The sequence below is a fragment of the Paraburkholderia sp. BL25I1N1 genome (assembly GCF_003002025.1).
Lineage (GTDB): Bacteria > Pseudomonadota > Gammaproteobacteria > Burkholderiales > Burkholderiaceae > Paraburkholderia.
In genome coordinates this window covers 31,268-56,998 of sequence record NZ_PVZB01000029.1, presented here as the reverse complement: position 1 = coordinate 56,998, position 25,731 = coordinate 31,268, and the positions used below count along the sequence as shown (strand labels likewise).

Annotated in this window: 25 protein-coding genes; 20 read left to right on the top strand and 5 right to left on the bottom strand. The window is 59.9% G+C overall.

The features are described 5' to 3' along the window. The first annotated feature begins 116 nt into the window (after positions 1-116). The 13 genes from B0G73_RS32855 to B0G73_RS32795 all read left to right on the top strand — a co-directional run bounded on the left by B0G73_RS32855 (position 117) and on the right by B0G73_RS32795 (position 13,541). Positions 117-1,475, top strand: a complete 1,359-nt coding sequence (locus B0G73_RS32855) for an SRPBCC family protein (protein ID WP_106285344.1) — start codon at positions 117-119, stop codon at positions 1,473-1,475. Positions 1,476-1,477: 2 nt separating this feature from the next. Beyond that, complete coding sequence (locus tag B0G73_RS32850; protein ID WP_106285293.1) at positions 1,478-3,184, top strand: FAD-binding protein; 1,707 nt, start codon at positions 1,478-1,480, stop codon at positions 3,182-3,184. A 17-nt stretch (positions 3,185-3,201) separates the two neighbouring features. Further along, a complete protein-coding gene (locus B0G73_RS32845; protein WP_106285292.1) occupies positions 3,202-4,188 on the top strand; it encodes a thiamine pyrophosphate-dependent dehydrogenase E1 component subunit alpha in 987 nt (328 codons plus the stop codon). Beyond that, complete coding sequence (locus B0G73_RS32840; RefSeq protein ID WP_106285291.1) at positions 4,185-5,216, top strand: alpha-ketoacid dehydrogenase subunit beta; 1,032 nt, start codon at positions 4,185-4,187, stop codon at positions 5,214-5,216. The genes B0G73_RS32845 and B0G73_RS32840 overlap by 4 nt, the downstream gene beginning before the upstream one ends. Positions 5,217-5,227: 11 nt before the next feature. Continuing rightward, complete coding sequence (locus tag B0G73_RS32835; protein WP_106285290.1) at positions 5,228-5,458, top strand: biotin/lipoyl-containing protein; 231 nt, start codon at positions 5,228-5,230, stop codon at positions 5,456-5,458. A gap of 51 nt (positions 5,459-5,509) precedes the next feature. Continuing rightward, entirely contained in the window at positions 5,510-6,325 is an 816-nt protein-coding gene (locus B0G73_RS32830; protein ID WP_106285289.1) for a 2-oxo acid dehydrogenase subunit E2, read from the top strand. Between the two features lie 35 nt (positions 6,326-6,360). Next, positions 6,361-7,893, top strand: coding sequence for a class I adenylate-forming enzyme family protein (locus tag B0G73_RS32825; protein WP_106285288.1), 1,533 nt, complete (start codon positions 6,361-6,363; stop codon positions 7,891-7,893). Between the two features lie 41 nt (positions 7,894-7,934). Then, entirely contained in the window at positions 7,935-8,828 is an 894-nt protein-coding gene (locus B0G73_RS32820) for a crotonase/enoyl-CoA hydratase family protein (protein ID WP_106285287.1), read from the top strand. A 65-nt stretch (positions 8,829-8,893) separates the two neighbouring features. Beyond that, on the top strand, positions 8,894-9,673 hold the full coding sequence (locus B0G73_RS32815; protein ID WP_106285286.1) for an enoyl-CoA hydratase/isomerase family protein: 780 nt from the start codon (positions 8,894-8,896) through the stop codon (positions 9,671-9,673). Between the two features lie 92 nt (positions 9,674-9,765). Further along, positions 9,766-10,971: an acyl-CoA dehydrogenase family protein gene (locus B0G73_RS32810; protein ID WP_106285285.1), complete on the top strand. Its 1,206-nt coding sequence runs from the start codon at positions 9,766-9,768 to the stop codon at positions 10,969-10,971. Positions 10,972-10,973: 2 nt separating this feature from the next. Next, the gene (locus B0G73_RS32805; RefSeq protein WP_106285284.1) at positions 10,974-12,098 is read left to right on the top strand and encodes an acyl-CoA dehydrogenase family protein; all 1,125 of its coding nucleotides are present in this window, start codon (positions 10,974-10,976) and stop codon (positions 12,096-12,098) included. A gap of 34 nt (positions 12,099-12,132) precedes the next feature. Further along, a complete protein-coding gene (locus B0G73_RS32800) occupies positions 12,133-12,969 on the top strand; it encodes an SDR family oxidoreductase (RefSeq protein ID WP_106285283.1) in 837 nt (278 codons plus the stop codon). Further along, on the top strand, positions 12,969-13,541 hold the full coding sequence (locus tag B0G73_RS32795) for a nuclear transport factor 2 family protein (RefSeq protein WP_106285282.1): 573 nt from the start codon (positions 12,969-12,971) through the stop codon (positions 13,539-13,541). Before B0G73_RS32800 ends, B0G73_RS32795 begins: the two co-directional genes overlap by 1 nt. A 57-nt stretch (positions 13,542-13,598) precedes the next feature. On the opposite strand, the gene B0G73_RS32790 is transcribed toward B0G73_RS32795, so the two are convergent. The 3 genes from B0G73_RS32790 to B0G73_RS32780 form a co-directional block, all read right to left on the bottom strand. After that, entirely contained in the window at positions 13,599-13,916 is a 318-nt protein-coding gene (locus B0G73_RS32790; RefSeq protein ID WP_106285281.1) for a 2Fe-2S iron-sulfur cluster-binding protein, read from the bottom strand. Positions 13,917-13,942: 26 nt separating this feature from the next. Continuing rightward, a complete protein-coding gene (locus B0G73_RS32785; protein WP_106285343.1) occupies positions 13,943-15,202 on the bottom strand; it encodes an NAD(P)/FAD-dependent oxidoreductase in 1,260 nt (419 codons plus the stop codon). Between the two features lie 118 nt (positions 15,203-15,320). After that, positions 15,321-16,070: a TetR/AcrR family transcriptional regulator gene (locus tag B0G73_RS32780; RefSeq protein WP_106285280.1), complete on the bottom strand. Its 750-nt coding sequence runs from the start codon at positions 16,068-16,070 to the stop codon at positions 15,321-15,323. 194 nt (positions 16,071-16,264) lie between these two features. Between B0G73_RS32780 and B0G73_RS32775 the strand changes: the two genes are divergently transcribed. From B0G73_RS32775 to B0G73_RS32750, 6 genes are all read left to right on the top strand, one after another. Further along, positions 16,265-17,509: a cytochrome P450 gene (locus tag B0G73_RS32775; RefSeq protein ID WP_106285279.1), complete on the top strand. Its 1,245-nt coding sequence runs from the start codon at positions 16,265-16,267 to the stop codon at positions 17,507-17,509. 133 nt (positions 17,510-17,642) lie between these two features. Continuing rightward, complete coding sequence (locus B0G73_RS32770; protein ID WP_106285278.1) at positions 17,643-19,244, top strand: GMC family oxidoreductase; 1,602 nt, start codon at positions 17,643-17,645, stop codon at positions 19,242-19,244. Beyond that, a complete protein-coding gene (locus B0G73_RS32765; RefSeq protein ID WP_106285277.1) occupies positions 19,241-20,002 on the top strand; it encodes an enoyl-CoA hydratase/isomerase family protein in 762 nt (253 codons plus the stop codon). Before B0G73_RS32770 ends, B0G73_RS32765 begins: the two co-directional genes overlap by 4 nt. 45 nt (positions 20,003-20,047) lie before the next feature. Then, positions 20,048-21,211, top strand: a complete 1,164-nt coding sequence (locus B0G73_RS32760; protein WP_219907302.1) for a serine hydrolase — start codon at positions 20,048-20,050, stop codon at positions 21,209-21,211. 9 nt (positions 21,212-21,220) lie between these two features. Continuing rightward, complete coding sequence (locus B0G73_RS32755; protein WP_106285276.1) at positions 21,221-22,078, top strand: MaoC family dehydratase N-terminal domain-containing protein; 858 nt, start codon at positions 21,221-21,223, stop codon at positions 22,076-22,078. Between the two features lie 66 nt (positions 22,079-22,144). Then, positions 22,145-22,960 (top strand): CoA ester lyase, encoded by an 816-nt coding sequence (locus tag B0G73_RS32750; RefSeq protein WP_106285275.1) that lies wholly within the window; start codon positions 22,145-22,147, stop codon positions 22,958-22,960. Here B0G73_RS32750 and B0G73_RS32745 read toward each other — a convergent pair. Next, positions 22,908-23,393: a hypothetical protein gene (locus tag B0G73_RS32745; protein WP_106285274.1), complete on the bottom strand. Its 486-nt coding sequence runs from the start codon at positions 23,391-23,393 to the stop codon at positions 22,908-22,910. The genes B0G73_RS32750 and B0G73_RS32745 overlap by 53 nt on opposite strands. Before the next feature lie 105 nt (positions 23,394-23,498). Beyond that, the gene (locus B0G73_RS32740; RefSeq protein WP_106285341.1) at positions 23,499-24,404 is read right to left on the bottom strand and encodes an SDR family NAD(P)-dependent oxidoreductase; all 906 of its coding nucleotides are present in this window, start codon (positions 24,402-24,404) and stop codon (positions 23,499-23,501) included. Between the two features lie 122 nt (positions 24,405-24,526). On the opposite strand from B0G73_RS32740, the gene B0G73_RS32735 reads away from it, so the two are divergent. Beyond that, entirely contained in the window at positions 24,527-25,729 is a 1,203-nt protein-coding gene (locus B0G73_RS32735; protein ID WP_106285273.1) for a cytochrome P450, read from the top strand. Positions 25,730-25,731: the final 2 nt, after the last annotated feature.

Sequence of the window (25,731 nt, the reverse complement as noted above, 5' to 3'; positions counted from 1 at the left end):
TGAACGACGTTCATATATACCCACCGCTGCGCGCTGAAGCCTCAATCGGCCGGTGCGCCAGAAACGAAGAATCCAGGATCGGCATGCAAGCCGGCGACACCATGAAGGAGATATCGATGGGTGACACGAGTACCAGTTCGGTTGAGCATGCTGTCCGCCTCGATTTTGTGCCCAAGGATAGCTACCTCTCGAAGCAGTTCCTCGACGAGGAGACGCGAAATTTGTGGCCGCGCGTGTGGCAGGTGGCCTGTCGGCTTGAAGAGATTCCGGGCGTCGGCGACTACGTCACGTTTGACGTAATCGGTGAGTCGATCATCGTGGTGCGCACTGCTGCCGACCAGATCAAGGCCTATTACAACGTCTGTCAGCATCGCGGCCGGCGTCTGACGAACGGCTGCGGCAAGGCGGCGAAGTTTCATTGCAACTATCACGGGTGGCAATGGAACCTTGACGGAAGCGTCGCACGCGTGCTCGATCGCAGCGATTGGGAGGGCTGCCCGGACATGGCCGACGACGATCTGCGCTTGCAGGAAGTCCAGGTGGATACATGGGGGGGATTCGTGTTCATCAACATGGATACCAACGCCGAGCCGCTTGCAAAATTCCTTGAGCCGGTTCCGGAAATCACGAACTGCTTCGAGTTCGAAAAAATGCGTTACCGCTGGTACAAGTCGATCCGGTTGCCGTGCAACTGGAAGGTCGCGCTAGAGGCGTTCAACGAGGGCTATCACGTCTCGGCAACGCACCCGCAACTGCTCGACGTCGCCGGCGATGATGTCACCCGCAGTTTCGCCTATGGGCGCCACGGCATGTTCGGCTATGCGACAGCGACGCGCTTCATTGGCGCCCCGTCCTCGCGTACCGGCAAACCGATGCCGGAAGACGTGCGGCAAGGGCTGGTCAATTTCTTCAAGGTGATGGAAGACACTCTGAAGGCCATCAATTCCGCGCGTGACTACGAAGCGTCCAAACGTCTGCTGACCGAAATGGCGCCCAGCGGCAACCAGTTTGAAGTTCTGGCGAAAGCCATGGAATTTCAGCGCGAGGCCGCCGTCGCCGAAGGTGCGGGTTGGCCGGACATCTCTTTCGAGCAGATGGGGCGAGCAGGCGCCGACTGGCACGTGTTCCCAAATCTTATTTTCCTGCCTTACCCGGACGGTGCGCTGTTCTATCGTGCGCGTCCCGACGGCGACAATCCCGATTCCTGCATTTACGACATCTGGTCGCTGGTTCGCTACGCGCCGGGCGCTGAGCCGCCTCTCAAGCGAGAGTTTTACTACGGGGTCGACGACTGGAAGCAGAACGCGCTGGAGAATTTCGGTCTGATCCTGTGGCAGGACTTCCAGAACATGACGAACGTGCAGCAAGGGATGAAATCGCGTGGCTTCAAAGGATCGCGCACGAATCCGCTGCAGGAGACCTCGGTGTCCAATTTCCACCGCGCGCTGCGGGAATTCATCGCGCAGGGGAATTGAGCATGAGTGACTGGGATGCAACCTATGACTTCGTCGTTGTCGGCAGCGGCGGCGGTTCGATGTGCGCCGCGCTCGCGTGCAAGACAGCGGGCAAAGAGGCGCTAATCATTGAAAAGCAGTCAAAGGTAGGTGGCTCGACGGGGTATTCCGGCGGTGTCTGGTGGTTGCCGAACAATCATGTGATGCGGCGTCACGGCGTGCGTGACTCGTATGAGCGCGCGCGGCAATACTTCGATGCGGCAGTCACCTATCAAGGGCCCGGAACATCGCCGGCGCGTCGGGAAGCCTATTTGCGCACGGGCCCGAAGATGGCTGAATTCCTCGAACAGCAAGGCATGCAGTTCGTCTATGCGGACGGATGGTCCGACTATTACGACACATTGCCTGGTGGCGAGCCTCGTGGCCGCTCACTGCTCGCAAAGTTGTTCGACGTTAAGGAACTGGGTGAATGGGCGCCGAAGCTTTCACGGTACAAAGGCGTGTCGATTCCCGCCAATTCGAACGAGTTTCCAGAGCTTTTCCTGCTCAAGCGCACATGGGGTGGCAAGCGCAAAGCGATGCAGCTCGCGGGCCGCATGCTGTATCAGAAGCTGACGGGCAAAGAGCTGGTTTCGAACGGCGCGGCGATCCAGGGCCGCATGCTGCAAATAGCGCTGCGTGAAAACATTCCTATCTGGACCGAAACGCCCGTGCGCGATCTCATCGTAGAGAATGGGCGGGTGGCCGGTGTGATTGCAATGCGCGGCGGACGTGAAATGCGTGTGCATGCTCGCGAAGGCGTGCTGTTGAACACTGGCGGGTTTTCACACAACGCTGAAATGCGCCGTAAGTATCAGCCGCAGCCGTCATCGAGCGCGTGGACAAACGCCAATCCGGGCGACACCGGCGAGGTTCTCGAAGCCGCTGTCGCGATTGGCGGTGCGGTGGATTGCATGGAAGAGGCCTGGTGGGTCGTGACATCGCTTGGGCCCAACGAAACGCTGCCCGAAGGCGCGCGCGCCCCCGACGGCTCGCCCCTGCCGTTCATGCACCACCTCGATCTGTCGCTGCCGTTCTCCATCATGGTCGACCAGGATGGCCGCCGTTTTTGCGACGAAGCCGGTGCCTATATGGAGATCGGGCAACGCATGTACCAGCGTCAGAAGGAGACCGGTAAGGCTGTACCGAGCTGGGTGGTGATGGACAGCCGGCAGCGCAAGTACTACCCCTGGGGCACGGCAATGCAAGGCCAGATCCCGCAGCAATGGCTGGACAGTGGCTACATGATCAAGGCTGACTCGATTAGCGAGCTGGCGCAGAAGTGTGGTATCGACACCGCCGGCTTGCAGGACACCGTGACGCGCTTCAACGGCTTTTGCAAATCGGGCGTGGACAGCGACTACGGGCGCGGTTCACGTGCTTTCGATCGGTGCCACGGCGACCCTACGATCAAGCCGAATCCCAACCTCGGACCCATCGAGCAGGCGCCCTTTTACGCAGTGCGTATGTATCCGGGTGATGTTGGTACGGCAGGCGGGCTTGTCACCGATGAATACGCTCGCGTGCTCAAGGAAGACGGTTCGCTGATTCCCGGGCTCTATGCGACGGGCAACTGCACTGCGTCCGTCGTTGGCCGTTGTTATCCTGGCGCGGGCAGCAGTATCGGCGCGTCGTTCGTTTTCGGCTACATCGCCGCGCTGCACGCCAGCGGCGCACAAACGATCTGGTGATCGAAGGAGACCTTCGCATGAAAGTCCATCAGCCGCCCAGCAGTGAAGCACTGGTCGATATCTATCGGCGCATGACGCTAATCAAGCAGAACGACGAGCGGTTTCGCGCAGTTATCAAATCCGGCAAGCTCGTCATGCCGTATTACTCGCCGCGCGGGCAGGAGGCGATTCCATCGGCGGTGTCGGTGTGTCTCACCGACGAGGACTACATCTGCACGATCTATCGCGGCGTGCATGACATGATCGCCAAGGGCGTGCCGCTCAAGGAGCTGTGGGCGGAACTGGGTGGCCGCGTCACTGGCACCTGCAAAGGCAAGGGTGGGCCGATGCACGTTACCCATCCGGCTTCCGGCGTGATGGTGACCACAGGCATTGTCGGCAGCTCGATGCCTATTGCGAATGGTCTCGCGCTGGCTGCGCAGATTCGTGGCGAACGACGCGTGGCAGTCGCCTATTTTGGCGACGGCGCCACCAACATCGGCGCTTTCCACGAATCGCTGAATATGGCGTCGGTCTGGAAACTGCCAGTTGTTTTCGTGTGCCAGAACAACGGCTATGCGGAACACACGAAATATGCGTACGGCACCTCGGTGCCGAACATCGCGCAGCGCGCCGTGGCGTATCAGATGCCGGGCATCACCGTCGACGGTAACGATCCGATCGCGATGCATCGCGCGGCGCGCGAGGCGATCGACAGAGCCCGTGAAGGCGGTGGTCCGACGTTGATCGAAGCCAATACATTCCGCTTTCACGGCCACGTATTTGGCGACCCGGATGCCTATATGGACCAGAACGAAAAGGCGGCGTGGGTGGCAAAAGATCCGGTGCCGCTCTTCCGGGCATGGCTGATCGCCGCGAAGCATGCGACCGAGGCCCAACTGACGGAGATGGAAGCGAACCACAACGCGGAAATCGACGCGGCTGTCGAGTTCGCGCTGTCGAGCGACTATCCGGACGTCGCCGAACTGCGGCGCGATATCTTTAAAGACGAGGTGCTGGCATGAACCAGGCGCAGACTGACATCAATACGATCCAGGCCGTCAATCTTGCGCTTGACGACGCGATGGCCGCTGACGCCAATGTGATCGTGCTCGGCGAAGACGTGGCCGACGGGCAGGAAGGCGGTATTGTCGGCGTGACCAAAGGTCTGTCGACGAAGTACGGCACTTCGCGCGTCCGATCGACGCCCATTTCGGAGCAGGCCATCATCGGCGCGGCGATTGGTGCGTCGATCGTCGGAATGCGTCCGGTCGCCGAAATCATGCTGATGAACTTTACGACGGTGGCGATGGACATGATCGTCAATCACGCTGCCAAGTTGCGCTTCATGTCGGGCGGCCAGACACATGTGCCGCTCGTGATCCGCACGATGACGGGTGCAGGGTTCGGCACGGGCGGCCAGCACGCCGACTATCTGGAAGCGTGGTTCGCGCACGTTGCGGGCATCAAGGTAGTGGCGCCGTCCACACCCGCCGACGCTTACGGCCTGATGCTTTCGTGCATCGAAGACGACGATCCGTGTCTCTTCATCGAGAACATGCCGACCTATTGGAATCCGGGCAAGGCGCCCGAGCGCGGCGTGCGAATTCCGCTCGGCAAAGCCAATGTGGTCCGCAGTGGCACGGATGTGACCGTCATCACCTATAGCCGCAGGGTGCACGACGTGATGGCTGTGGCCGAACAGCTTGGTGCAGCAGGTATTTCGTGTGAGGTGATCGATTTGCGGACGATTTCGCCCCTCGACATGGAAACTATCCTGACCTCGGTAGCTAAAACTGGCCGCGCCGTAGTTGTGCACGAGGCGGTCAAGCCATTTGGAGTGGGCGCGGAAATCGCGTCGCGTATCTATGAATCGCTGTTTCGTGAACTGAAGGCGCCTGTGCAGCGGGTCGGCTCGCAGTTTTGCCCGGTCCCATTTTCCAAGCCGTTGGAAGATGCCTTCGTGCCGGGGGCCGCGGAGATCGAAGCAGCAATCCGCGCGACACTCGATGACACCGGTTCGAAGTCTCCATCCCGGTTTTCCCAATCTTAAAGAGAGCACTTATGTCCACACAGGTTTTGCTTCCGAAACTGGGCTTTTCGATGAACGAAGGCACGCTGACTGAATGGCTGTTGGAAGACGGCGCGAGCGTCACTGAGGGGCAGGCGCTCTATGCGCTGGAAAGCGACAAGTCAGTGCAGGAAGTGGAGTCGCCGGCCTCGGGGACGCTCCGGATCGTTGCGCAGATCGGCGAGGTGTATCCGGTCGGTACGGTACTGGCGGAGATCGTCTGATTCGTCGGTTGTCTTTTATGTTGATTGAACCAGTCTAGCGAGGCATCCGACATGAGCGTCGAATCCGTTTCCGCCGCACCACCCGTGGCTGCGCCCGCAGTTGTCAATGGTTCGGCGCCGACCGGTATCGGCGCGAATCTCCCCCCGTGGCCGCAGGTCGACTTCACCGAGTTTGGCGAAGTCGAGGTCAAGCCAGTCTCACGGATACAGAAGCTGACGGGCGCGTTCCTGTCGCGCAACTGGCTGACGATTCCGCACGTCACACATCAGGACGACGCCGATATTACGACGCTTGAGATCTTCCGCAAGGCGTATAACGATGGTGGACCCGCAATAAAGCTGACACCGCTGGTGTTTCTCATCAAGGCAGCGATCCGTGCGTTGCAGGAGTTCCCGCAATTCAACGCTTCGCTGGACGGTGACGGCAAAAACCTTGTGCTGAAAAAGTATTTTCACATTGGGGTCGCGGTGGACACGCGTTTTGGTCTTCTGGTGCCGGTCTTGCGCGACTGTGAAAAAAAGAGCGTTCTGGAACTGGCGGCTGAGCTAACGGCGGTGTCGCTCAAGGCGCGTGAGAAAGGCCTTTCGATGGCGGAAATGTCGGGCGGCTGTTTCTCGATCAGCTCACTGGGAGGGTTTGGCGGCACCGGCTTCACGCCGATCATCAACGCGCCTGAAGTTGCCATTCTCGGGGTGACGAAAACCCGGCTGACGCCCCAGCCCTCCGACGACGGCGGTGTCGACTGGCGGAAGATGTTGCCGCTTTCACTGAGCTACGATCATCGCGTGATCAACGGCGCGGACGCAGCTCGCTTCACGGCGTTCATAGCTGCGATGCTTGCAGATCCGCACGCGCTTGCGGCCTGACATTCGAGCGTTCAACATACGAAGACAGGATCGAGATGAAAACGATTGGGGAGATGATCGAGCGCAATGCCCGTTTCTACGCGGACAGGGAAGCGCTGGTTTTCGGTAGCCGGCGCGTGACTCATGGCGAGATGGCAGAGCGAGCCCGCCGATTCTCGGCTGCGCTTTACCAGCGGGGGCTTCGGCGTCAGGACCGGGTCGCGGTGCTGGCGATGAATTGCGCGGAATACTACGAGACTTACCGGGCATGCGAATGGGCCGGCTTTCTGCTCGCCACGATCAACTTCCGGCTTGCGCCCACGGAAATTTCGCACATCCTGAAGGATGCGGCGCCGAAAGCCCTTGTCTTCGAGGCGCAATATTCGGAGCTGGTGGACAGTCTGCGCTCGCAAATGCCGGACATCGAACAATATATTTGTATCGGCGACGCACCGTCGTGGGCGATATCTTTCGAGTCCGTCATGGAAGCCGGCTCGCAGGATGGACCGCCGATCCGGTCACAGCCCGACGACTACGCTTATCTAATCTACACCAGCGGCACGACGGGTCGTCCAAAGGGAGTGGTTCGCACCCACCGTGCGATGTGCGCGACCGCGGAGAGTTGTGCGCTCGTGACGGAATTCTCCGGACACTCACGCGTGTTGCAGACCACGCCGGCATTTCACGTGGGCGGTATCGGTTATGTGAACGCGGTCGCGTGGATGGGCGGCACGACCGTGTTGCACCGCGGTTTCGAGCCGAAGGCGATGCTCGAGACGATTCAGGCAGAGCGCATCACGTTCACGTTTCTCGTCTCGGCCATGCTTCAGGCCTTGCTCGATGTGCCCGAACTGGCGTCGTACGATCTGTCGAGTATCGAGAACATTACCACGGCGGCCGCGCCGGTTCCTGTACCACTGCTCCAACGGGGTATCGAAGTGCTGGGTCCCGTGTTCGCGGTCCAGTACGGCATGACTGAGAGTAATGCCTGTTGGCTGCCGGCGCACGAAGTTCGGCCGCATGGCACGTCTGATGAAATTCGGCGTTTGGCGTCGGTGGGTCATCCATGTCCGGGCATTGAATTGCGCATTGTCGACGATAACGGGGTGGACCTTCCGCAGGGACAGACCGGCGAAGTGTGGCTGCGCTCGGCCACCCAGTTGACCGGTTACTGGAACAACAGCGTTGCAACGGTCGAAGCGCTGCGGGATGGCTGGTATCGCAGTGGTGACATGGGCTATCAGGACAGTTGTGGCTACGTGTTTCTGGTCGACCGTAAGAAGGACATGATCATTTCGGGCGGTGAAAACATTTACAGCCGCGAAGTCGAAGACGCGTTGCTTCAGCATCCCGCGGTGATCGACGCAGCTGCGATCGGTGTGCCGCACGAGAAATGGGGCGAATGCGTGAAGGCGATTGTCGTGTTGCGCGCGGGCGAAGCGAGGCAGGAGGCCGAACTGATCGCGTTTTGCCGCGAGCTGATCGCAAGCTACAAATGTCCGAAGTCGATCGAGTTCGTCGACGAACTCCCGCGTCTGCCTACCGGAAAAATCAGCAAGGTCGTGTTGCGCCAGCGTTTCAGCCGCTGAACTGTTGGCGCGCAAGTACCTTCTTCGAATGAGAGTGAATCATGGGCAAATGGCTCAAAAGCACAGAATGCGTTCAGTTCGATGTTGCTGAACGAGTTGCTCGAATCACGCTGAATCGCCCGGACAAGCGGAATGCGATTAACGGTGTTCTTCTGCGTGAACTGAAAGAGGCGCTGCTCGAAGCCGACGATCTGAAGTCGGTCAATGTGATTGTACTGAGTGGAGCTGGTAAAGATTTCTGCGCCGGCTACGACCTCGTCACGACGTATTCGGACCGTGCGGCTGAACAGATCGATCCGGGCGAATACCGCGGCACGGTACGCAGCTTCGATGACGATTGCTGGTCGATGGAGCGGCAGTCGGAAACCGTCAACCTGATGGCCGAAATTCACAAGCCGATCATTGCTCAGGTCCACGGCAACTGCCTCGCGGGTGGCACGGACCTCGCGTTGGCCTGCGATATGGTGCTGGCGGCGGACAACGCGCGGATCGGTTTTCCGGCGACGCGCGCGAACGGCTCGCCACCGGCGCACATGTGGTTCTATCACGTTGGGCCGCAGTGGGCGAAGCGCCTTTTGCTGTCGGGCGACTCGCTGACGGGCCGCGATGCCGCGAAAATCGGTCTGGTGATGGATGCTGTGCCCATCGAAGAGCTCGACGCTGAAGTATCGGAACTGGCGCGGCGGCTGTCTTTTGTCGACGCCGACCTGCTTTCCGCCAACAAGCGGATTGTGAACCTCGGTCTTGAACTCGCGGGTGCGCGCACGCTGCAGCGCCTCGCTGTCGAGAACGATGCGCGCGCGCATCAGGGTCAGGGACCGCGCCGAGCGCAGTTCAAGGCGGACATGGAAGCCGTTGGTCTGAAGGATGCGCTTAAGCGTCGCGATGAGCCGTTCGGCAACGGCATGATCAAACTGCGTGCACGCGGTGAATGACGCTCCCGCGCGTGACGCGGGGAGCTTCGGAGCCGTCCGACTCACCCACTGAAGACCGTTAAACCATGGATGTCGAACTTTCACTACAGGGTGCGATTGCGACCCTATCGCTGAACCGGCCCGAGAAGCTCAACGCGTTGACGCCGGACATGCTGACCATGCTGATCAAACACCTCGATCGTATCGAGCGGGACCCGGCAATCCGTGCGGTGATCCTGACGGGCGCAGGGCGTGCATTTTGCGCGGGCGCCGATATCAAGGGCAGCGGCGCAGCGCCGCCGCAGATGAGCGTGTCGCACGCGCGGCAGTCGACGGCCGTCTACCAGCAGATCGCATTGCGGCTCTATAACCTCAACAAGCCGGTGATCGCGGCGGTACGAGGCGTGGCGGTTGGCATCGCATGGAGCTACGCGCTTTGTGCCGACTTGCTGCTTGTGTCGGACACAGCCCAGTTCATCCCAGCATTTCTTATGCGAGCGACGCTGCCCGAAGGCGGCATGGTGCATCTTCTCGCGCGTCACTGCGGCGAATTCCGCGCAAAAGAGATCATGTACCTCAACCGCAAGTTGACCGGCAAGGAGGCATTTGAGTGCGGTTTGGCGAATCGCGTCGTCGAAGATGAGAAGCTCATGCAAGTCGCCGAGGATCTCGCTGCCGAACTGGCAGCAATGCCGACCTTCTCGATCGGACTGACGAAGCAGCTGTTCCGTTCGAGCGCCGGCACGATGGAAGAGTTTCTCGTTCAGGAGCTGAACGCTGTTGCTCTGGCTGTGAATTCCGAGGATGCGGCCGAGGGACGATTGGCCGCGCGCGAAAAACGCACGCCAGCTTTCAAGGGGCGCTAGTCGATCACCTGTCCGATGCAAGCAGTCGGACAAGCAAGGCAGCGAGCCATATCGGGCGTTCGCTAGCGGGGAAATAGCAGGAGGAGCCAGACATGCATTTCGAGTACAGCCCAGACGACGAAGCGTTTCGTCAAGAAGTGAGACAGTTCTTCACGGAGCAGTTGCCGGCTGGGATCTCCCATCGCTGGACGATTGGCGCTCATCCCCCGGCTAGAGAGGACATCCGCACGTGGCAAGGCATTCTTCATCAGCGCGGGTGGGGTGCGCCGCATTGGCCGGTGGAGTACGGTGGAACGGGGTGGTCCGGCTTTCGCAAGCACATTTTCATGGAAGAGCTGTACAACGCCGATGCGATGGACTACGGCTGGCAGGGAACGCACATGGTTGCGCCCGTCATCATCGCGTTCGGCTCGGACTGGCAGAAGCAGCGCTTTCTGCCCGCCATTCTCTCTGGGGATGAGTTCTGGTGTCAGGGCTTTTCTGAGCCGAATGCGGGCTCGGACCTGGCGGGGCTCAGAACTACTGCCGTGCTCGACGGCGACGAATATGTGATCAACGGTCAGAAGATATGGACCAGCGACGCCACGATCGCTGATTGGGGATTCTTTCTCGTCAAGACGGATACGACGGTTAAACCGCAGCGCGGCATCTCGTTTCTGCTCGTGAAGATGGACACGCCAGGCATCACCGTGCGCCCGATCGTTTCAATCGAAGGTGGAACAGGTCTCAACGAAGTCTTTCTCGAGAACGTCCGCGTGCCGAGCGCGCATCTGGTCGGAGAGGCCGGGATGGGCTGGACCTACGCGAAATATCTGCTGGAAAAGGAGCGCACGACGAGCGCATTTCTTTATTTCAACAAGCGTGAGTTGCAGCGTGCGAGGAGCATCGCCGAGCAGGAAACGATTGACGGGGTTCGTCTGATCGACACCCCGGAATTCGCCCGCAAGGTGGCGGCGGTTGAAGTGGATTTGCTGGCGCTCGAATGGTCGGTGCTGAGAATACTCGCAGAGGAAAAGACCACGCGCAATCTCGATGCGGTGGTTTCGGCGCTAAAGATCAGCGGCTCAGAGATGCAGCAGCGCGTCACGGAGTTGCAGATCGACGCACTCGGTCCTCGCAGCATGCGCTTCCAGGAACACGGCGATTGGAGCGCCGAGAATCCGTTAGCGGACGAGGCATGGCCCGGCTATGTAGCCGGCCGGACGACAGGTTATCTCATCGGCCGCGCTTCGACCATTTACGGCGGCGCGCGGGAAGTGCAGAAAAATATTATTGCCCGGCTCGCCTTTGGACTTTGACCATGGACTTCAATCTTTCCGACGAACAATTGATGCTGAAGGACGGCGTGGAGCGATTCATCCAGCAGGAATATGGATTCGAAACGCGCCGGGAAATTGCCGCGAGCGAAGAAGGTTTTAGCCGTGCACGCTGGCAGTCTTACGCGGAACTCGGCTGGCTCGGTCTGACGCTCCCCGAAGATGTGGGCGGTCTTGCCTGCTCATTTGTCGAAACGGCTGTTGTCATGGAGGCGTTCGGCCGCGGCATGGTGCTCGAGCCTATTGTGCAAACGGCGGTGCTATGCGCGACGATTATCGATCGCAGTGGTTCGGAGGCGCAGCGGCAGGCTCTCCTGCCTGCCGTAATCGAGGGCCGGCTACTTCTTGCACTGGCTGACAGCGAGGCGGGCTCGCGCTTCAAGCTGGGCTGCGACGCGCATACCAGCGCCCGCAGGATGCAAGGCGGCTATTTGCTGAGCGGCGCCAAGACGCTCGTGATTGGAGGCGGATCGGCGGACCAGTTGCTCGTAACCGCGCGGCTCGATGATTCGGCCGAAGGTCCGGCGATATTTGTCGTCGATCGCCTCGCAGCGGGTGTGAGTTGTCGTACGTATCGCCTGCTCGATGGATCTCGCGCCGCGGACATCGAGTTTCGTAACGTCGAACTGGATGAGTCGGCGTTGCTGAGCGCTCCTGAAACTGCGCCACAATTGCTTGAGACAGCGGTGGGGCTCGCCACGCTCGCGAGCGTGGCTGAGATCCTTGGTGTGATGGAAGCCGTGATGGACATCACGGCCGAATATATCAAAGCACGGGTGCAGTTCGGTCAGCCGATCGGCAAGTTCCAGGCGTTGCAACACCGGATGGCCGAAATGTTTGTTGCCGTCCAGGAGACGCGCTCGATGCTTTATTGCGGCATTGCTTATTTAGGGCGGCCGGCAACGGAGCGCAGCCGCATGCTATCGGCCGCGAAGGCGGTCGCCGGACGCGCGAGCCGTTTCGTCTGCGCGCAAGGGATCCAGTTGCACGGCGGCATGGGCATGACCGAGGAATATCAGGTGGGCCACTATTTCCGCAAAATGACGATGATGGAAAAGATGTTCGGAGACATCGACTTCCACCTCGCGCGTTTTGCTGCGACGCACTGATTCGAAGCGGCTGCAATCATGGGGAAATTGGCATATGTCACGACTTAAGGGAAAGATTGCCGTTGTCACGGGCGCCGCATCGGGGATTGGCGCAGCCTGTGCCGCGATGCTCGCCGCTGAAGGCGCACAGGTGGTCGTGGCGGACCGCAATGTCGACGGAGCCAAGGCGCAAGTCCGGCGTATTGAGCAGAACGGCGGTCAGGCGATTGCCGCACAGGTCGATATTGGCGACGAGGCCTCGATCGCTGCGTTGTTCGCGCTGACATACGAAACATGGGGTGGCGTCGACGTGTTGCACAACAACGCGGCGGCAACTTCGATTTCGAGCACCGTCGATGATGCCGTGGAAGCAGTCGAGGTTTCCGTCTGGGATGACACCATGCGCATCAACCTGCGCGGTACCATGCTCGCGTCGCGCTATGCGATCCCGCTTATGCGCGCTCGCGGAGGCGGTTCGATCATCAATACGTCGTCAGGCGCGGCCCAGGCAGGTGCGCTTGGTTATAGCGCTTATGGCGTCTGCAAGGCAGGCATCGAAGCATTGACGCGTTACGTTGCCACGCAGCATGGCAAGGAGGGGATTCGCTGCAATGCAATCGCGCCGGGCCTGATCGTGACGCCGGCGACGGTGGGGCACTACGCGGGACCGGCGGGTGAGATGATGCTCAGCCATCATCTCACGCCGCGGCTCGGGCAGCCCGAAGATGTGGCGCATGCCGTGGTGTATCTGGCGTCCGATGAGGCTGCTTTCGTCACAGGGCAAATCATCAACGTGGACGGCGGTTTGCTGTCTCATCAGCCCTACTATGCGGACGAGATCCGTGCTCGAGCCTCGGCCAGCGAGACGATAGGCGCGGCGAGGACAACGTGATGACGGATACCCATCTCGCCCGAATTGAGCGCGTCGAAGCGCAACTAGCGATCCAGCAGTTGCCGATTCGCTACGCGATTGCAGTCGATTCTCGCGACCTCGACGCCCTCGTTGGGCTCTTCACCGACGACGTCAATTGCGGCCGGTGGGGCACCGGCCGGGCAGCCTTGAAAACGTTTTACGGATCCGGACATATCCTTCGTTCCTTCTACCGTAGCATTCACCAGATATGTGGACACGCTATCGACCTGGTCGACGAGGACCACGCATCCGGTCAGGTGTATTGTCGCGCGGAGCACGAGGATAACGGCAAATGGATAGTCATGGCGATCTGCTATTTCGATCACTATGTGCGCCGTGACGGCGCCTGGTATTTTGAGCGCCGCGACGAGCGCCATTGGTATTCGACCGACTGGCTGGAGCGGCCGGGAACGCCGCGCTTTCAGAACTGGCCCGGAAAGTACGACAGCGATAAATACCAGCCGCGCCTGCCGCAGACGTTCCCGACCTGGACGTCGTTCTGGGAGGCCGGCGAGGCCGTCACGATCGACACGCTCACGCGCTCGCCCTGACTCTTCCCGTGGCGCGACGCCTGCCGGGGAGTCGCGGGCCGGGGCAGCGCAATCCTCTTATGACGCGCTGGGCAGGCGAATCACCAGTCCGTCGAGTTCTGGCGTGACATTGATCTGGCATGTGAGGCGGCTATTTTCCCGCACATCCATGGCGCAGGTCAGCATGTCGGTCTCGTACGACTCAGCCGGCGGCATGTGGTTGACCCATGCATCATCCACATAGGCATGGCAGGTAGCACAACTGCAACTGCCGCCGCAGTCTCCCAGGATGCCCGGCACCTGATTGCTGACGGCGGTCTGCATGACAGATTCGCCAAGCTTGGCGGTCGTGACGGTTTCGGTGCCGTCCGGTTGAATGAATCGAATGATAGGCATGATGTCGTTGGATGTGGAAGGGTGAATCAGACTGCGGGGAGGAGGCTCTTAAGCGGAATCGAATCGTCGGCGAGTTCGGTTGCCTTGACGGGAATCTTTTCGCCGACAAAACGTTTCGCCAGCATGAATTCTTGTGGGCGGCTGACGGTGTCGGCGGCGAGCATCACGCCTTCTTTCAGATAGAAAGCCGAGAACGAACGGCTTTCCGGCGCACCCCGCAGCACGAATTCGTCATATCCCTGCGACAGGCCCACCATCTTCAGCCTGAGATCGTATTGATCGGACCAAAACCATGGCACGCTGTTGTACACCCGTTCCTTCCCGCAAATAGTGGCCGCTGCCGTGCGCGCCTGTTCCATCGCGTTCGGCACCGACTCAAGCCGCAAGCGTCGGCCGAACAGTCCATTGGGATGGTTGGTGCAGTCGCCTATGGCAAAGATGTCGGGATCAGAAGTGCGGGTGTGCTCATCGACAACGATACCGTTGTCCACGGAGAGCCCCGCTGTCTCCGCGAGTTCGGTGGCCGGTTGCAGGCCGACGCCGACGATGACGAGATCTGCCGGAATGCGTGAACCGTCGGCGCATCTAACCGCTGCAACGGCATCGCCGGACGCATCGAGTTCGAAGCCGCTTACCGCCATGCCGGTGCGGACGTCAACGCCGGCTTCACGATGCACCTGCTCATAGAACGCCGAGAGTTCGGGCGCCGTGACTCTCGCGAGTACACGCGGCAATGCTTCCAGAACGGTGACATGCAGGCCTCGCCTGACAGCGATTGCCGCTACTTCCAGGCCGATATACCCGCCGCCTATGATGACAAGACGCACGCCCGGATGAAACTGCGCGCGGATGCGCTCGACGTGAGCGAGCGTGCGCAGATAGTGGAAGTTCGGCTGATTTTCAATCTCCTCGATGCCCGGCAGTTCGAGCCTCCGTGCGTGCCCGCCGGTGGCGATGACAAGCTTCGTATAGCCAGTTTCGCGTCCGTCCGACAGGGTGACCGTGTGAGCGGCGGGGTCGATGCGCTCGACCCGCGTATTCGGAATAAATTCGATCCTGGCCTTGTCGTAAGTGGCTTGGGGCTTGAGGTAAAGCTGCTCGGCCGAGAGCTCGCCAGATAGAAAGGCTTTGGATAATGGCGGCCGCTGATACGGCAGATGGGGCTCCTCGCCAACCAGCACAATGCGGCCGGCCCAGCCTTGGTCACGAATGCTGGTTGCGCATTCGCCGGCTGCGTGGCCGGCGCCGACGATCAATACGGTGTCCTGGGGAGCTGCGATGGTCATGAAGGCGAACTCCTGTCTCGCGTCGCCATTGCGCATTCCATGACGCAACAACAGCGATCCACATTTATGAATATTGTTCTCAATTGTGAACAAGTCGGTGGGTGACTGTCAATGCTCGCTAATCCGGGGACGAATGGGCCGGCCGGGCAAGTGCATCGATGCCACCCGTGGCGAAGCGGACGAGGTACGAATGCATGCTTTCAATCTCCACTGACGACAGTTGCGAAGCGCCGACGGTTGAGCTTGCTTTCGTGATGCGCGCGTATAGCTCGTTCAGCACCAGATGAAATACCGATTCGACGAAGCTCTGCATCAGTCTGATCGTGTCGGGGTCCTCCCTGGGTAGTGCGATCGCGAATGCTTCACGATAACGCGCCGCGGTGGCCGCATATTGGTCGTAGAAAGGTGCCGTCAGATCGGGCCGTTCGAGCAAACAACTATTCTGGGTCAGCAGCCGAAGGTAGTTGTGCCAGCCGCGGTCGCCGCTTTTCAAATGCGCGAATGCCGGTGCCGACAGGGCGGTGACAATCGCGCCGATGCTCGGCGGCGCGTCATGAGTGCTGTCCAGCAATTCATCGAGCGATTCGGTCACCTGCTGGCTGATGACTGCTGCTCGCCGTCCAATCGCTTCGCGGAAAAGGGCATCCTTGCTCCCGAAGTGATAGCGCGCAAGACTGAATTCCAGCTCGCAGGCTTGCATGATGTCGCGGATCGATGTGCCGAAGTAACCATGTAGTGCGAACAATTCTTCGGCGGTGTCGAGGATGCGCTCGGCTGTCGTACGTCGCGTGCTTGCAGCAGGCGCGCTCGCTGCGACAAGCCTGGTCGTGGTTGCGGCAAATACGGAACTGTTGCTGTAACGCGGCATGACTTGCTTCCCTGTAGCAAATCGGCGGGACAGCGACGGTAGCCGATGTCGCTGACTTCAACACGATCCGCAGATAAAAATTCTCTCTTGCACAATCGTGCAAATTCGAACATAGTTCACATATTAGCACTCGGGTAGGGCTCTTGCGCGCGAGTTTTTCGTGCCCTATCACCTCAATAACAGGAGACGGCATCATGGGCAATGACATGAGACTTCAGGATTTCGACGATCCAGCGTTCAATCCCTTCTTCGAAGACTCATTGGCCTACGGCGCAGATACCGATCCTTATCCACGCATCGCGGCATTGCGCGAGCAGGGTTCAGTGCAGAAGGGGGATTATCGTGTGCTCATGGGCGCGCATGCCGACCTGACAATGTCCGACGTCGAGCACTATTGTGTGTTTGGTTATGCCGAGGTTGCGCAAGTGTTGGGCGATCCGGCGACCTTCTCGAACCGGTCCTACGAACGCAACATTGGGATCAGTTTTGGCCGTAGCATTTCGACGATGGATGCGCCAGAGCACCCGATGTATCGGCGGATTTTCCAGAAGGCGTTCTTGCCCAACACGGTGGCCGCATGGGGTGACACGCTGGTCGACCCGGTAGTGAACGACCTGATGGAGAAGTTCGTCGGTCGCGGCCGTGCCGACCTCGTGCACGAATTCACGCTTCATTACCCGTTCAACATCATTTACCGTCAGTTGGCGCTGCCGCCGGAGGACGTTAAGGTATTTCACAAGCTTGCTATCGCGCAGACCCTCGTCTCGGTCGATATCGAGCACGGAGTCGAAGCCTCTGCCAAGCTCGGCAAGTACTTCGCGCAACTCGTCGCGCAACGTCGGGAGAGCCCTGGCGATGACCTCGTCAGTATGCTGGCGACGGCTGAGGTCGACGGCGAACGCTTGCCAGAAGAGGTCGTCATTTCGTTCCTCCGGCAACTGGTGAACGCAGGGGGCGATACGACTTACCGTGCGACGAGCGTATTGCTGCTTGGCTTGTTGCGGAATCCGGATCAACTCGACGCCGTGCGCGCGGACCGCACACTTGTGCCACGTGCCATTGAAGAGGCGCTGCGCTGGGATGGACCGGTGTTGATGCAATCACGCATGGCGGCGCGCGATGTGACACTCGGAGGCGTCGATATTCCCGCAGGGGCGTTCCTCGACGTGGTGGCCGGCGGCGCCAATCGAGATCCCAGCCGTTTCGCGGATCCCGACCGATTCGATATTTTCCGCACCAGCACGCATCGGCATTTCGCTTTCGCGTATGGGCCGCACGTCTGCATTGGCCAGCATTTGGCGCGCGTCGAGATGACACGTGCACTCAACGCGGTCCTTGACCGCTTGCCCAACCTGCGTCTCGATCCGGCGGCACCTGCTCCGCTGATCAATGGAATCATGATGCGCGTCCCGCACTCGATCCCGATTGTATTTGACTGAGCATCAAGGGCGTCAGGCGCCAGCAAGCATTTGCTGCCGGGTCTTGACGCTACAGGTACAACAACACGCGGCCCGGAACGCTGGTAGATCGCCCGAAGCGAGACCGTTCAAAAAGCCGTCGGAGATTGAACTGATGACCGAGTTCGACTATATCGTCGTGGGGGCGGGGGCAGCCGGATGCGTGCTGGCCAACCGCCTGTCAGCGAGCGGGCGCCATGAGGTTTTGCTGATAGAGGCGGGTCCGGAGGATACCGATCCATTGATCAGGATGCCAAAAGGGTTCGGAAAGTTGCTTGGCGATCCCGCCCACGCATGGTTCATTCCTGTTCAGCCGGACAACGGCAATGGACATAGAAATGAGGTCTGGTTGCGCGGCAAGATGCTCGGCGGTTCAAGCAGTATCAATGGCATGGTCTACATGCGCGGCCATCCAGCGGATTATGACGGCTGGGCAGCGCAGGGCGTTGAAGGCTGGAGCTGGGGAGACGTAGCTCCCTGCTTCAGGCGCATCGAAGATCACGCGCTCGGTGCCGATGAACTGCGCGGCGAAGGCGGTCCGCTGAAGGTGTCACTGTACGCGCAACGCAACCGTCTCGGCGAAGCGGTCCTCGAGGCCTGCCGGTCGCTCGGCGTACGGCGCGTTGAGGACATCAACCGGCTCGACCACGAAGGCGTCGCGTACTTGACCTACACGATCCGCAATGGACGGAGGCAGAGTTCGGCTGAAGCGTTTCTCAAGCCCGCGAGGAAGCGCAAGAACCTGACGGTAGTCACGGGTACCGAAGTCAGCCGGATCGTATTCAAGGGCACGCGGGCCGTGGGCGTGCAGTGCCAGCGAGGTGGTGTCGACACCGCGTACCGGGCACGCCGCGAGGTTGTGCTTTCAGCGGGCGCGCTGGAGTCGCCGCGGCTATTGCAGCTGTCGGGCGTGGGTGACCCACAGCATCTGCGGTCGCTGGGTATCCGTGTGGTCGCGGAAAGTCATGGCGTGGGCCAGAACCTGCGCGAACACTTGCTGTATATGGTTCAAGCGCGTCTCAAGCATTGGCGCGATTCGCAGAACCGTGAGTTCGCTGGAGTGCGTTTGTGGCGCAACGCGCTGCGGTATTTTCTGTTCCACAGCGGCGTACTGGCACTGGGTTCGTATCAAGTCGGCGGCTTCGTCAAAACTGCGCCTGATGCAACGCGGCCTGACGTGCAACTGATGATGGCGCCGTATTCATTGGATTTCGATGCGGCCGGCTACGGGTTCGAATCGTTTCCCGGCATGCAGCTGTTCAGCTATCCGCTCAGGCCTGAGAGCCAAGGGCACGTGAGAATTGTTTCCGCTGATCGCGCTACGCCGCCCGAGGTGACCGGCAACTATCTTGCCGATCCATACGATCAGCGCATGGCGGTCAACGCATTCCGGCTGATGCGCAAAATCATTGCCGCAGACCCCTTGGCGAGCCTGCTGGATGGCGAGACGCGACCTGGTTCTGCCATTCAGTCTGACGACGAAATTCTCGAATTGTACCGGCGCGAAGGTCAGTCGGGTTATCACGCTTGCGGTACCTGCAAGATGGGTACGGACAGCCTCGCTGTACTTGATTCCCGGCTGCGCGTTCGCGGCGTTGACGGCCTTCGCGTGATGGATCTGTCGGTTACGCCAACGATGATTTCCGGCAATACCAACGGCCCGATGATGGCAATGGCGTGGCGGGCTGCCGATCTGATTCTGGAGGACGCACGATGACCCAATTTGATCAGTATCGCGACCGATATGCAAACATTCGTTTCGACAGATGCGACGGCATTCTTCTGATCCAGTTGCATACCGATGGCGGACCGCTCAAATGGGGCGCGTTAGATGGAAGCATCCATACGCAGCTCGGCGAGGCGTTCTATCAGGTCGCGCGCGACCTTGAAAACCGGGTCGTCATCCTGACGGGTACGGGCGATGCCTTCTGCGATAGCATGAATTACGCCGAGTTACCGTCAGAGCCGATGGCGAAGATCTGGCCGCGGCTCCAGCGAGAGGGGCTGGACCTCCTTATGCAGCTGCTGGATATTCCGGTTCCGGTGATCGGCGCGATCAACGGCCCAGCGCACATTCACGCGGAACTGCTTGCACTGTCAGATATCGTGCTAGCCGTGGAGCATGCAGACATTGCCGATCAGGCACATTTCGTACATGGCGTCGTACCGGCAGACGGGGTTCAGGTTGTCTGGCCGATGTTGCTCGGTCCCAACCGCAGTCGATATTTCCTGCTTACTGGCCAGCATCTTTCCGCGCTGCAAGCGCTCGAACTCGGTGTCGTCAGCGAAGTGCTTGCTTCCGGACGCCTACTCGAGCGTGCTTGGGAGCTGGCAAGAGAACTGGCTGCGAAGCCCATCGAAACGCTGCGTTACACGCGCACTGTTTTTTCCCATCCCTTCAAGCGCCGCATGGTCGCCGAGCTCGGCTACGGACTCGCGCTGGAGGGATTGGCGGGTATCGCGGCAACGGTTTGAACGTCGCGGCCGGAGGCCGCGAAACCTTTATCGAGGAGACACGGCGTGAACAAATCGGTGCAAGAGTGTAACGGCGCAGAGATCGTTCAGCGGGCGCTGGACTATGCGACTCGCGAAGGCGGCGAGATCGGCGTCCAGGTCGCGGCTTATCTGGACGGCAAGCTGGTGATTGACGCGTGGAGCGGTTTGGCCGATCCGAGCACGGGACGCCTCGTGGACGGCGAAACGCTTTTCAACGTCTATTCCGTCACCAAGGCCGTAGCAGCGACCGCATTGCATATCCTGGTCGATCGCGGCCACATCGATTACGACGCACCCGTTGCGCGCTACTGGCCGGAATATGCCGCACGCGGCAAGGCGCGCACGACGGTTCGAGACGTGTTGACGCATCGTGCCTGCGTGCCGCAGATGCCAGAAGGCGTGACGCCCGAGCTGATGTGCGATTGGAATTGGATGACAGCCGCGATTGCCGACCTGGAGCCTCTAGCGGAACCGGGTACGAAAACGCTCTATCTGTCGATGACGTTCGGATGGATCGTCGGTGAACTGGTTAGACGGGCCGATTCGCAGAAGCGCTCGTTGGGGCGATTCGTGCGCGACGAAATTGCGCAGCCGTTAGGCATCGCCGACTTGTGGATTGGCATCCCGGATGCAGTCGAGTCGCGCATTGCAAAGCTCACGGACGCGATGTTGCCGGTGCCGCCTGAATATCTGCCGCCGCTTTTTCTGGCCTCCATGCCTGAGCAGGTTGCGTTGAACCCAACGGTATTCGAACGGCGCGACGTGCGTCGCGCAGAGGTGGCCGGAGTGGGAGGCATCTTCAACGCGCAAAGCGAAGCGCGCTTCTGGGCGATGCTGGCGGGCGGTGGCGAAATCGATGGCGTACGGCTGCTGTCGAAGGAACTTGTTGCGACCTTGAATACGCCGCGGGCGAACAGCGAGGAACCCGACCCGGTTATGTTCGGATTTCCGATTCCGATCACCATCGGCGGGTTCTGGTTCGGTGGGACGCACCCACCGGTGACGGCCGTTCAGTCGCCGCGCGCGTTGTGTCATCCAGGGCAGGGAAACTCGATCGGCTGGGCCGATCCTGACACCGGCCTTGCGGTCGCGATCTGCCACAACAAACTCTTCAACCCTTCTTCGCCGGACGAAGACCCATTGCTGCCTATCGCACAGGCGATACGTCAGGCGTTAAATCTGAGCTAGGTTCTTGTCATGCCAATTGATCTCGCCTATTTGCAGCAATGGGTCGGCAAGCGCGAGACCGTCTCAGACACGCTTGCTCTCACACCAATGAACGCGCTTGCCGCGGCGCTTGACCACGACCGCCAACCTTTTGCGCCAGGAGACGCGTTGCCGCCTTTGTGGCACTGGCTCTATTTTTTGCCTGTTCACCGACAGTCGCTCGTGGGGCCAGACGGTCATCCTAAGCGTGGTGGATTTCTGCCGCCGGTCCAGTTGCCCCGACGTATGTGGGCAGGCAGTCAGCTTCTCTTTTCGCGGCGCTTGCGAGCAGGGGACAAGATCACTCGATTCTCGACGATCGAGGATGTGACCTACAAAAACGGCCGCAGTGGCGATCTCGTATTCGTTAAGGTGTTGCACGAGGTTCATGATGCCGCGGGCCTGGCGATGACGGAGCGCCAGGATATCGTCTATCGGGATCATCCAGCCGCTAGCGAAGTGCCGCCGATACTGCGAGCGGCACCGGAGAGCGCGCAATGGAAGCGTGAGATTCATCCAGACCCGGTTCTGCTGTTTCGCTATTCAGCGCTGACATTGAACGGCCATCGCATCCACTACGACCGGCCGTATGCGGTGGAGCAGGAAGGCTACCCGGGACTGGTCGTGCACGGCCCGCTGCTAGCCACGTTGCTGCTCGATCTTTTGCATCGTGAATTACCGGAAGAGACGGTCAAGGCTTATTCGTTTCGTGCAAGGAGCCCGGTGATTGATACTGCTGCGTTCTTTGTTTGCGGGCAAACTGATGGAGACCAAGGGAAGACGGTGAGGTTGTGGATCGCCGGCAACGACGGTACGTTGCGGATGGAAGCCGATGCGGTGCTTGCCTAGCCGATCGTTCATACGGCGTACCACGCTATTACTTTGCCAGGTAACCTTTTACTTTCCCGAGGCACTATGCGCTCCTTTCTTTTTGTTCCGGCTATCCGGCCTGAGCGTTTCGTCAAGGCGCTTGCTTCTGGTGCCGATGCAGTGATAGTAGATCTCGAAGATGCGGTTAGTGAAGCCGACAAGGGGCAGGCTCGTCAACATGTCGCCGAGGCGGTGACAACGTTTGGCGCGTCGTCTGCGCGCGTGCTACTGCGCGTCAATGGTTTCGGTACGCCGTGGTTTGAGGATGACCTGGCGTTGCTGGCGCGAGACGGTATCGACGGCGTCGTACTGCCTAAGGCGGAAAGCGCGTCGGCCCTCGAAGCCGTCGCGCGTGTGACCGCGAAACCGATATTGCCAATCATCGAATCGGCTTTGGGCGTGTGGCAGGTACTCGAGGTTGCGAAGATGCCTGGCGTAGAGCGCCTTGTGTTCGGCTCGGTCGATTTCGAACTCGATCTGGATTGCTCCGGCTCCCGGGAGGCGCTGCTCTATGCGCGCTCCCGCGTTGTCCTTGCGGCCCGAGTCGCCGGTTTGTTGCCGCCGGTGGATGGAGTGACCGTCGCACTCGATAACATGGACCAACTTGCCAGCGATTCATTGAATGCGCGAGGTCTCGGTTTCGGCGGCAAGCTCTGCATCCATCCGAAGCAGGTCCCACATGTCAACGCGGCTTTCAGCCCAAGTGAAGAAGATCTCGCGCACGCTCGCGAGGTGGTTGAGGCGTTCGCGCGCGCAGGTGGCGGTGCGGTCTCGGTGAACGGCCGGATGGTGGATTTGCCTGTTCTCCTTAAAGCTCAGCGCCAATTAGCGATGATCCGGAACCAACCAGCAGGCAAGTAGCGCGTACACGCCCGATTCGACGACCGTGAGCGCCGCGCAGGACTGCTTCCTCTTCTGACATGTCATGACAGCCCTTGATGTAGGCCGCGATAATGGCTAGACCAATCGGTACTGACAGAGCGAGGAACAATTCACCGAAACTCCACTTAAAGCCGAGAAGCACAGCACCGATGGACACGCCCAAGATCCCGCCGAAGCGCAGAGCCGCGTTAGCGAGACTGAAGTGGTTGTCTTTCATGATAAGCGGCAACCAACTGTTAAGGAAGTACACCGTCATCAGATTCATGAACATTCCGACCCAAAGAGAGAACGTCGCCGCGGTGTGCGGCTTGCCGACGACGAGTCGGAGTGCCGCTTTGTTGGTCTGCTTATGCTCGTGCACGATGAAGACCGTCGACGCGTCGGCAGTGCCCGCGATAATGGCGTTGACCATGCGGATCAGTTTCTTTTTGTCGTCTTGTTTGCTACGGCCAGCCGCAGGCGCGGCCGGCCGTGGTGATTGCTCCGCCTGGAACGGCCGGGAGCATGAGACTTTAACCTAGACCGGATCCCAAGGCGTCAGTGTGAGCGACGGCACATTCGGGAAGAAGCTCGATTCGAAGGCGGGCATAACCTGATCGGCGATCGATTCCGGTGTCCAGCCGGCGTCGCGGTGCAGAGAGCGGACCATCCGGATCTGATTGAAGAAATAGATCTCGTTCGCTCGAACACCGAAAATCTGCCCTGATACCTTTGCCGCCCGGTCCGACGCCAGGTAGACCGCGAGCGGCGCGACCTTGCGGGACTCCATCTTTTTCATGATCTCAACTCGGGCTTTCTGTTCCGGCGTTTCGCACGGAATCGAAGCGGTCATGGCAGTCCACGCCCACGGTGCAATGCAGTTCGATCGCACATTGAATTTCGCCATGTCGAGCGCTATCGACTTCGATAGACCGACGACCCCCATTTTGGCGGCCGAGTAGTTGGCCTGGCCGATATTGCCAATCAGACCGGAGGTGGATGTCATGTGGATGTAGCTGCCGCCGTTCTGGGCCTTGAAGTGCGGCGCGGCAGCTCTTGCCACAAAAAACGAGCCGTTCAGATGTACGTCGACGACGGCCTTCCATTCTTCCGGGCTCATGTTGAAGAACATCCGGTCGCGCACAATACCAGCGTTGTTCACCACGCAATCGATCCGCCCGAACGTGTCCAGCGCGGCCTGCACGATTTTTTGTGCCGATTCCCATTCGGCGACGCTATCGGTAGCGGCCACGGCCTGGCCACCCGCTTCCTTGATTTCCGCCACGACTCGATCCGCCGCGAACTCACCGCTCTGCGCGTGTCGTCCCAGGTCGTTGACCACCACCTTCGCGCCGGCCGCCGCGAACTGAAGCGCGAAGTCGCGCCCGATGCCGGCTCCGGCTCCCGTTACGACCACAACCTTATCCTTCACGATATCGCTCACCGTCGTCTCCATTCGTTAGGCGTTGATGTAGAAAGTTAGTGTGCCTATAATAGCAAAACTGAACGTCGTTGCATATTATGAACGTAACGCGACTCGGGTTCGAGCCGCAAGGAGACCCGCAAATGAGTTATCCAGAGAACTGGAGCGTGCCGGACCACGTGCCGGATGAGCTGGTGGTGGATTTTGACTACATGAATCCGGTGGGCGCCTCCGATGACGTTCATCTCGCATGGAAGGCTTTGCACCGTGGCCCCGACATAGTCTGGTCTCCATACTATGGTGGGCACTGGATCGCGACGCGGGGGGAAGACATCGAGGCGATGCAGAAGGACCATGCGCATTTCTCGCATCGCAGCGTCAATATTCCGTCTTTGGAGCAGACGCAGCTGGTGCCCCTTGAGCTCGATCCGCCCGAGCATACCGCTTACCGGAATCTGATTTCGCCTTCGTTTCTGCCGAAAGCAATCGCGTCCGTCGAAGAGGACGCGCGAAACCTCGCAGTGGAGTTGATTGACAAGCTGGCGCCACGTGGTGAATGTGAGTTCGTCTCCGAATTCGCCAAGATCTTGCCCATCGTGATTTTCCTGCGTCTTGCCGACCTTCCGCTGGGTGACCGCGAACGGCTGCTGGAATGGGCCGAGATGGCGGTGCGTGGCACGGTCGATGAGCGGCTCGAATCGCAGAATCTGCTCGGCGGCTACATCTCGAAGTGGGTGGCTGAACGCCAGGCCAACCCCGGCGCAGATCTGATCAGTCTGATTGCGAATGGAAAGATCGACGGCGAGCCGATGCGCCCCGAGCGCATGTTCGGCATGTTCATCGTCGTGCTTTTCGGCGGCCTCGATACTGTCGCGTCTCTAATGGGTTTCGTGGCCCGTTTTCTGGCAGAGAATCCGGGCCACCGGCGGCAACTCATCGAGCATCCTGAACTGATGGTTTCATCTGTCGACGAACTGATTCGCCGGTTCGGTGTGGCGAATACGGCGAGGGTCGTCACTGAAGACACGGATTACAAGGGCGTTACGCTGAAGAAGGGTGATCAGATCCAGTTGCCCAATTCGTTGTTCGGCCTGGATGATCGCAAGTTTGCCAATCCGCTGGAGGTCGACCTGACCCGCAAGCCGGTGCTGCACGCGGCATTCGGAAATGGGCCGCATCGGTGTCCCGGATCGTTTCTCGCGCGCACTGAGATCAAGGTATTTTTGCAGGAATGGTTGAAGCGGATTCCCGACTTCAGTATTCGTGACGGTGACAAACCACGGTGTGGCTCGGGCGCGGTAAACGGCATGCTGTACCTGCCGCTGACCTGGAAAGTCGGAACCTGAGT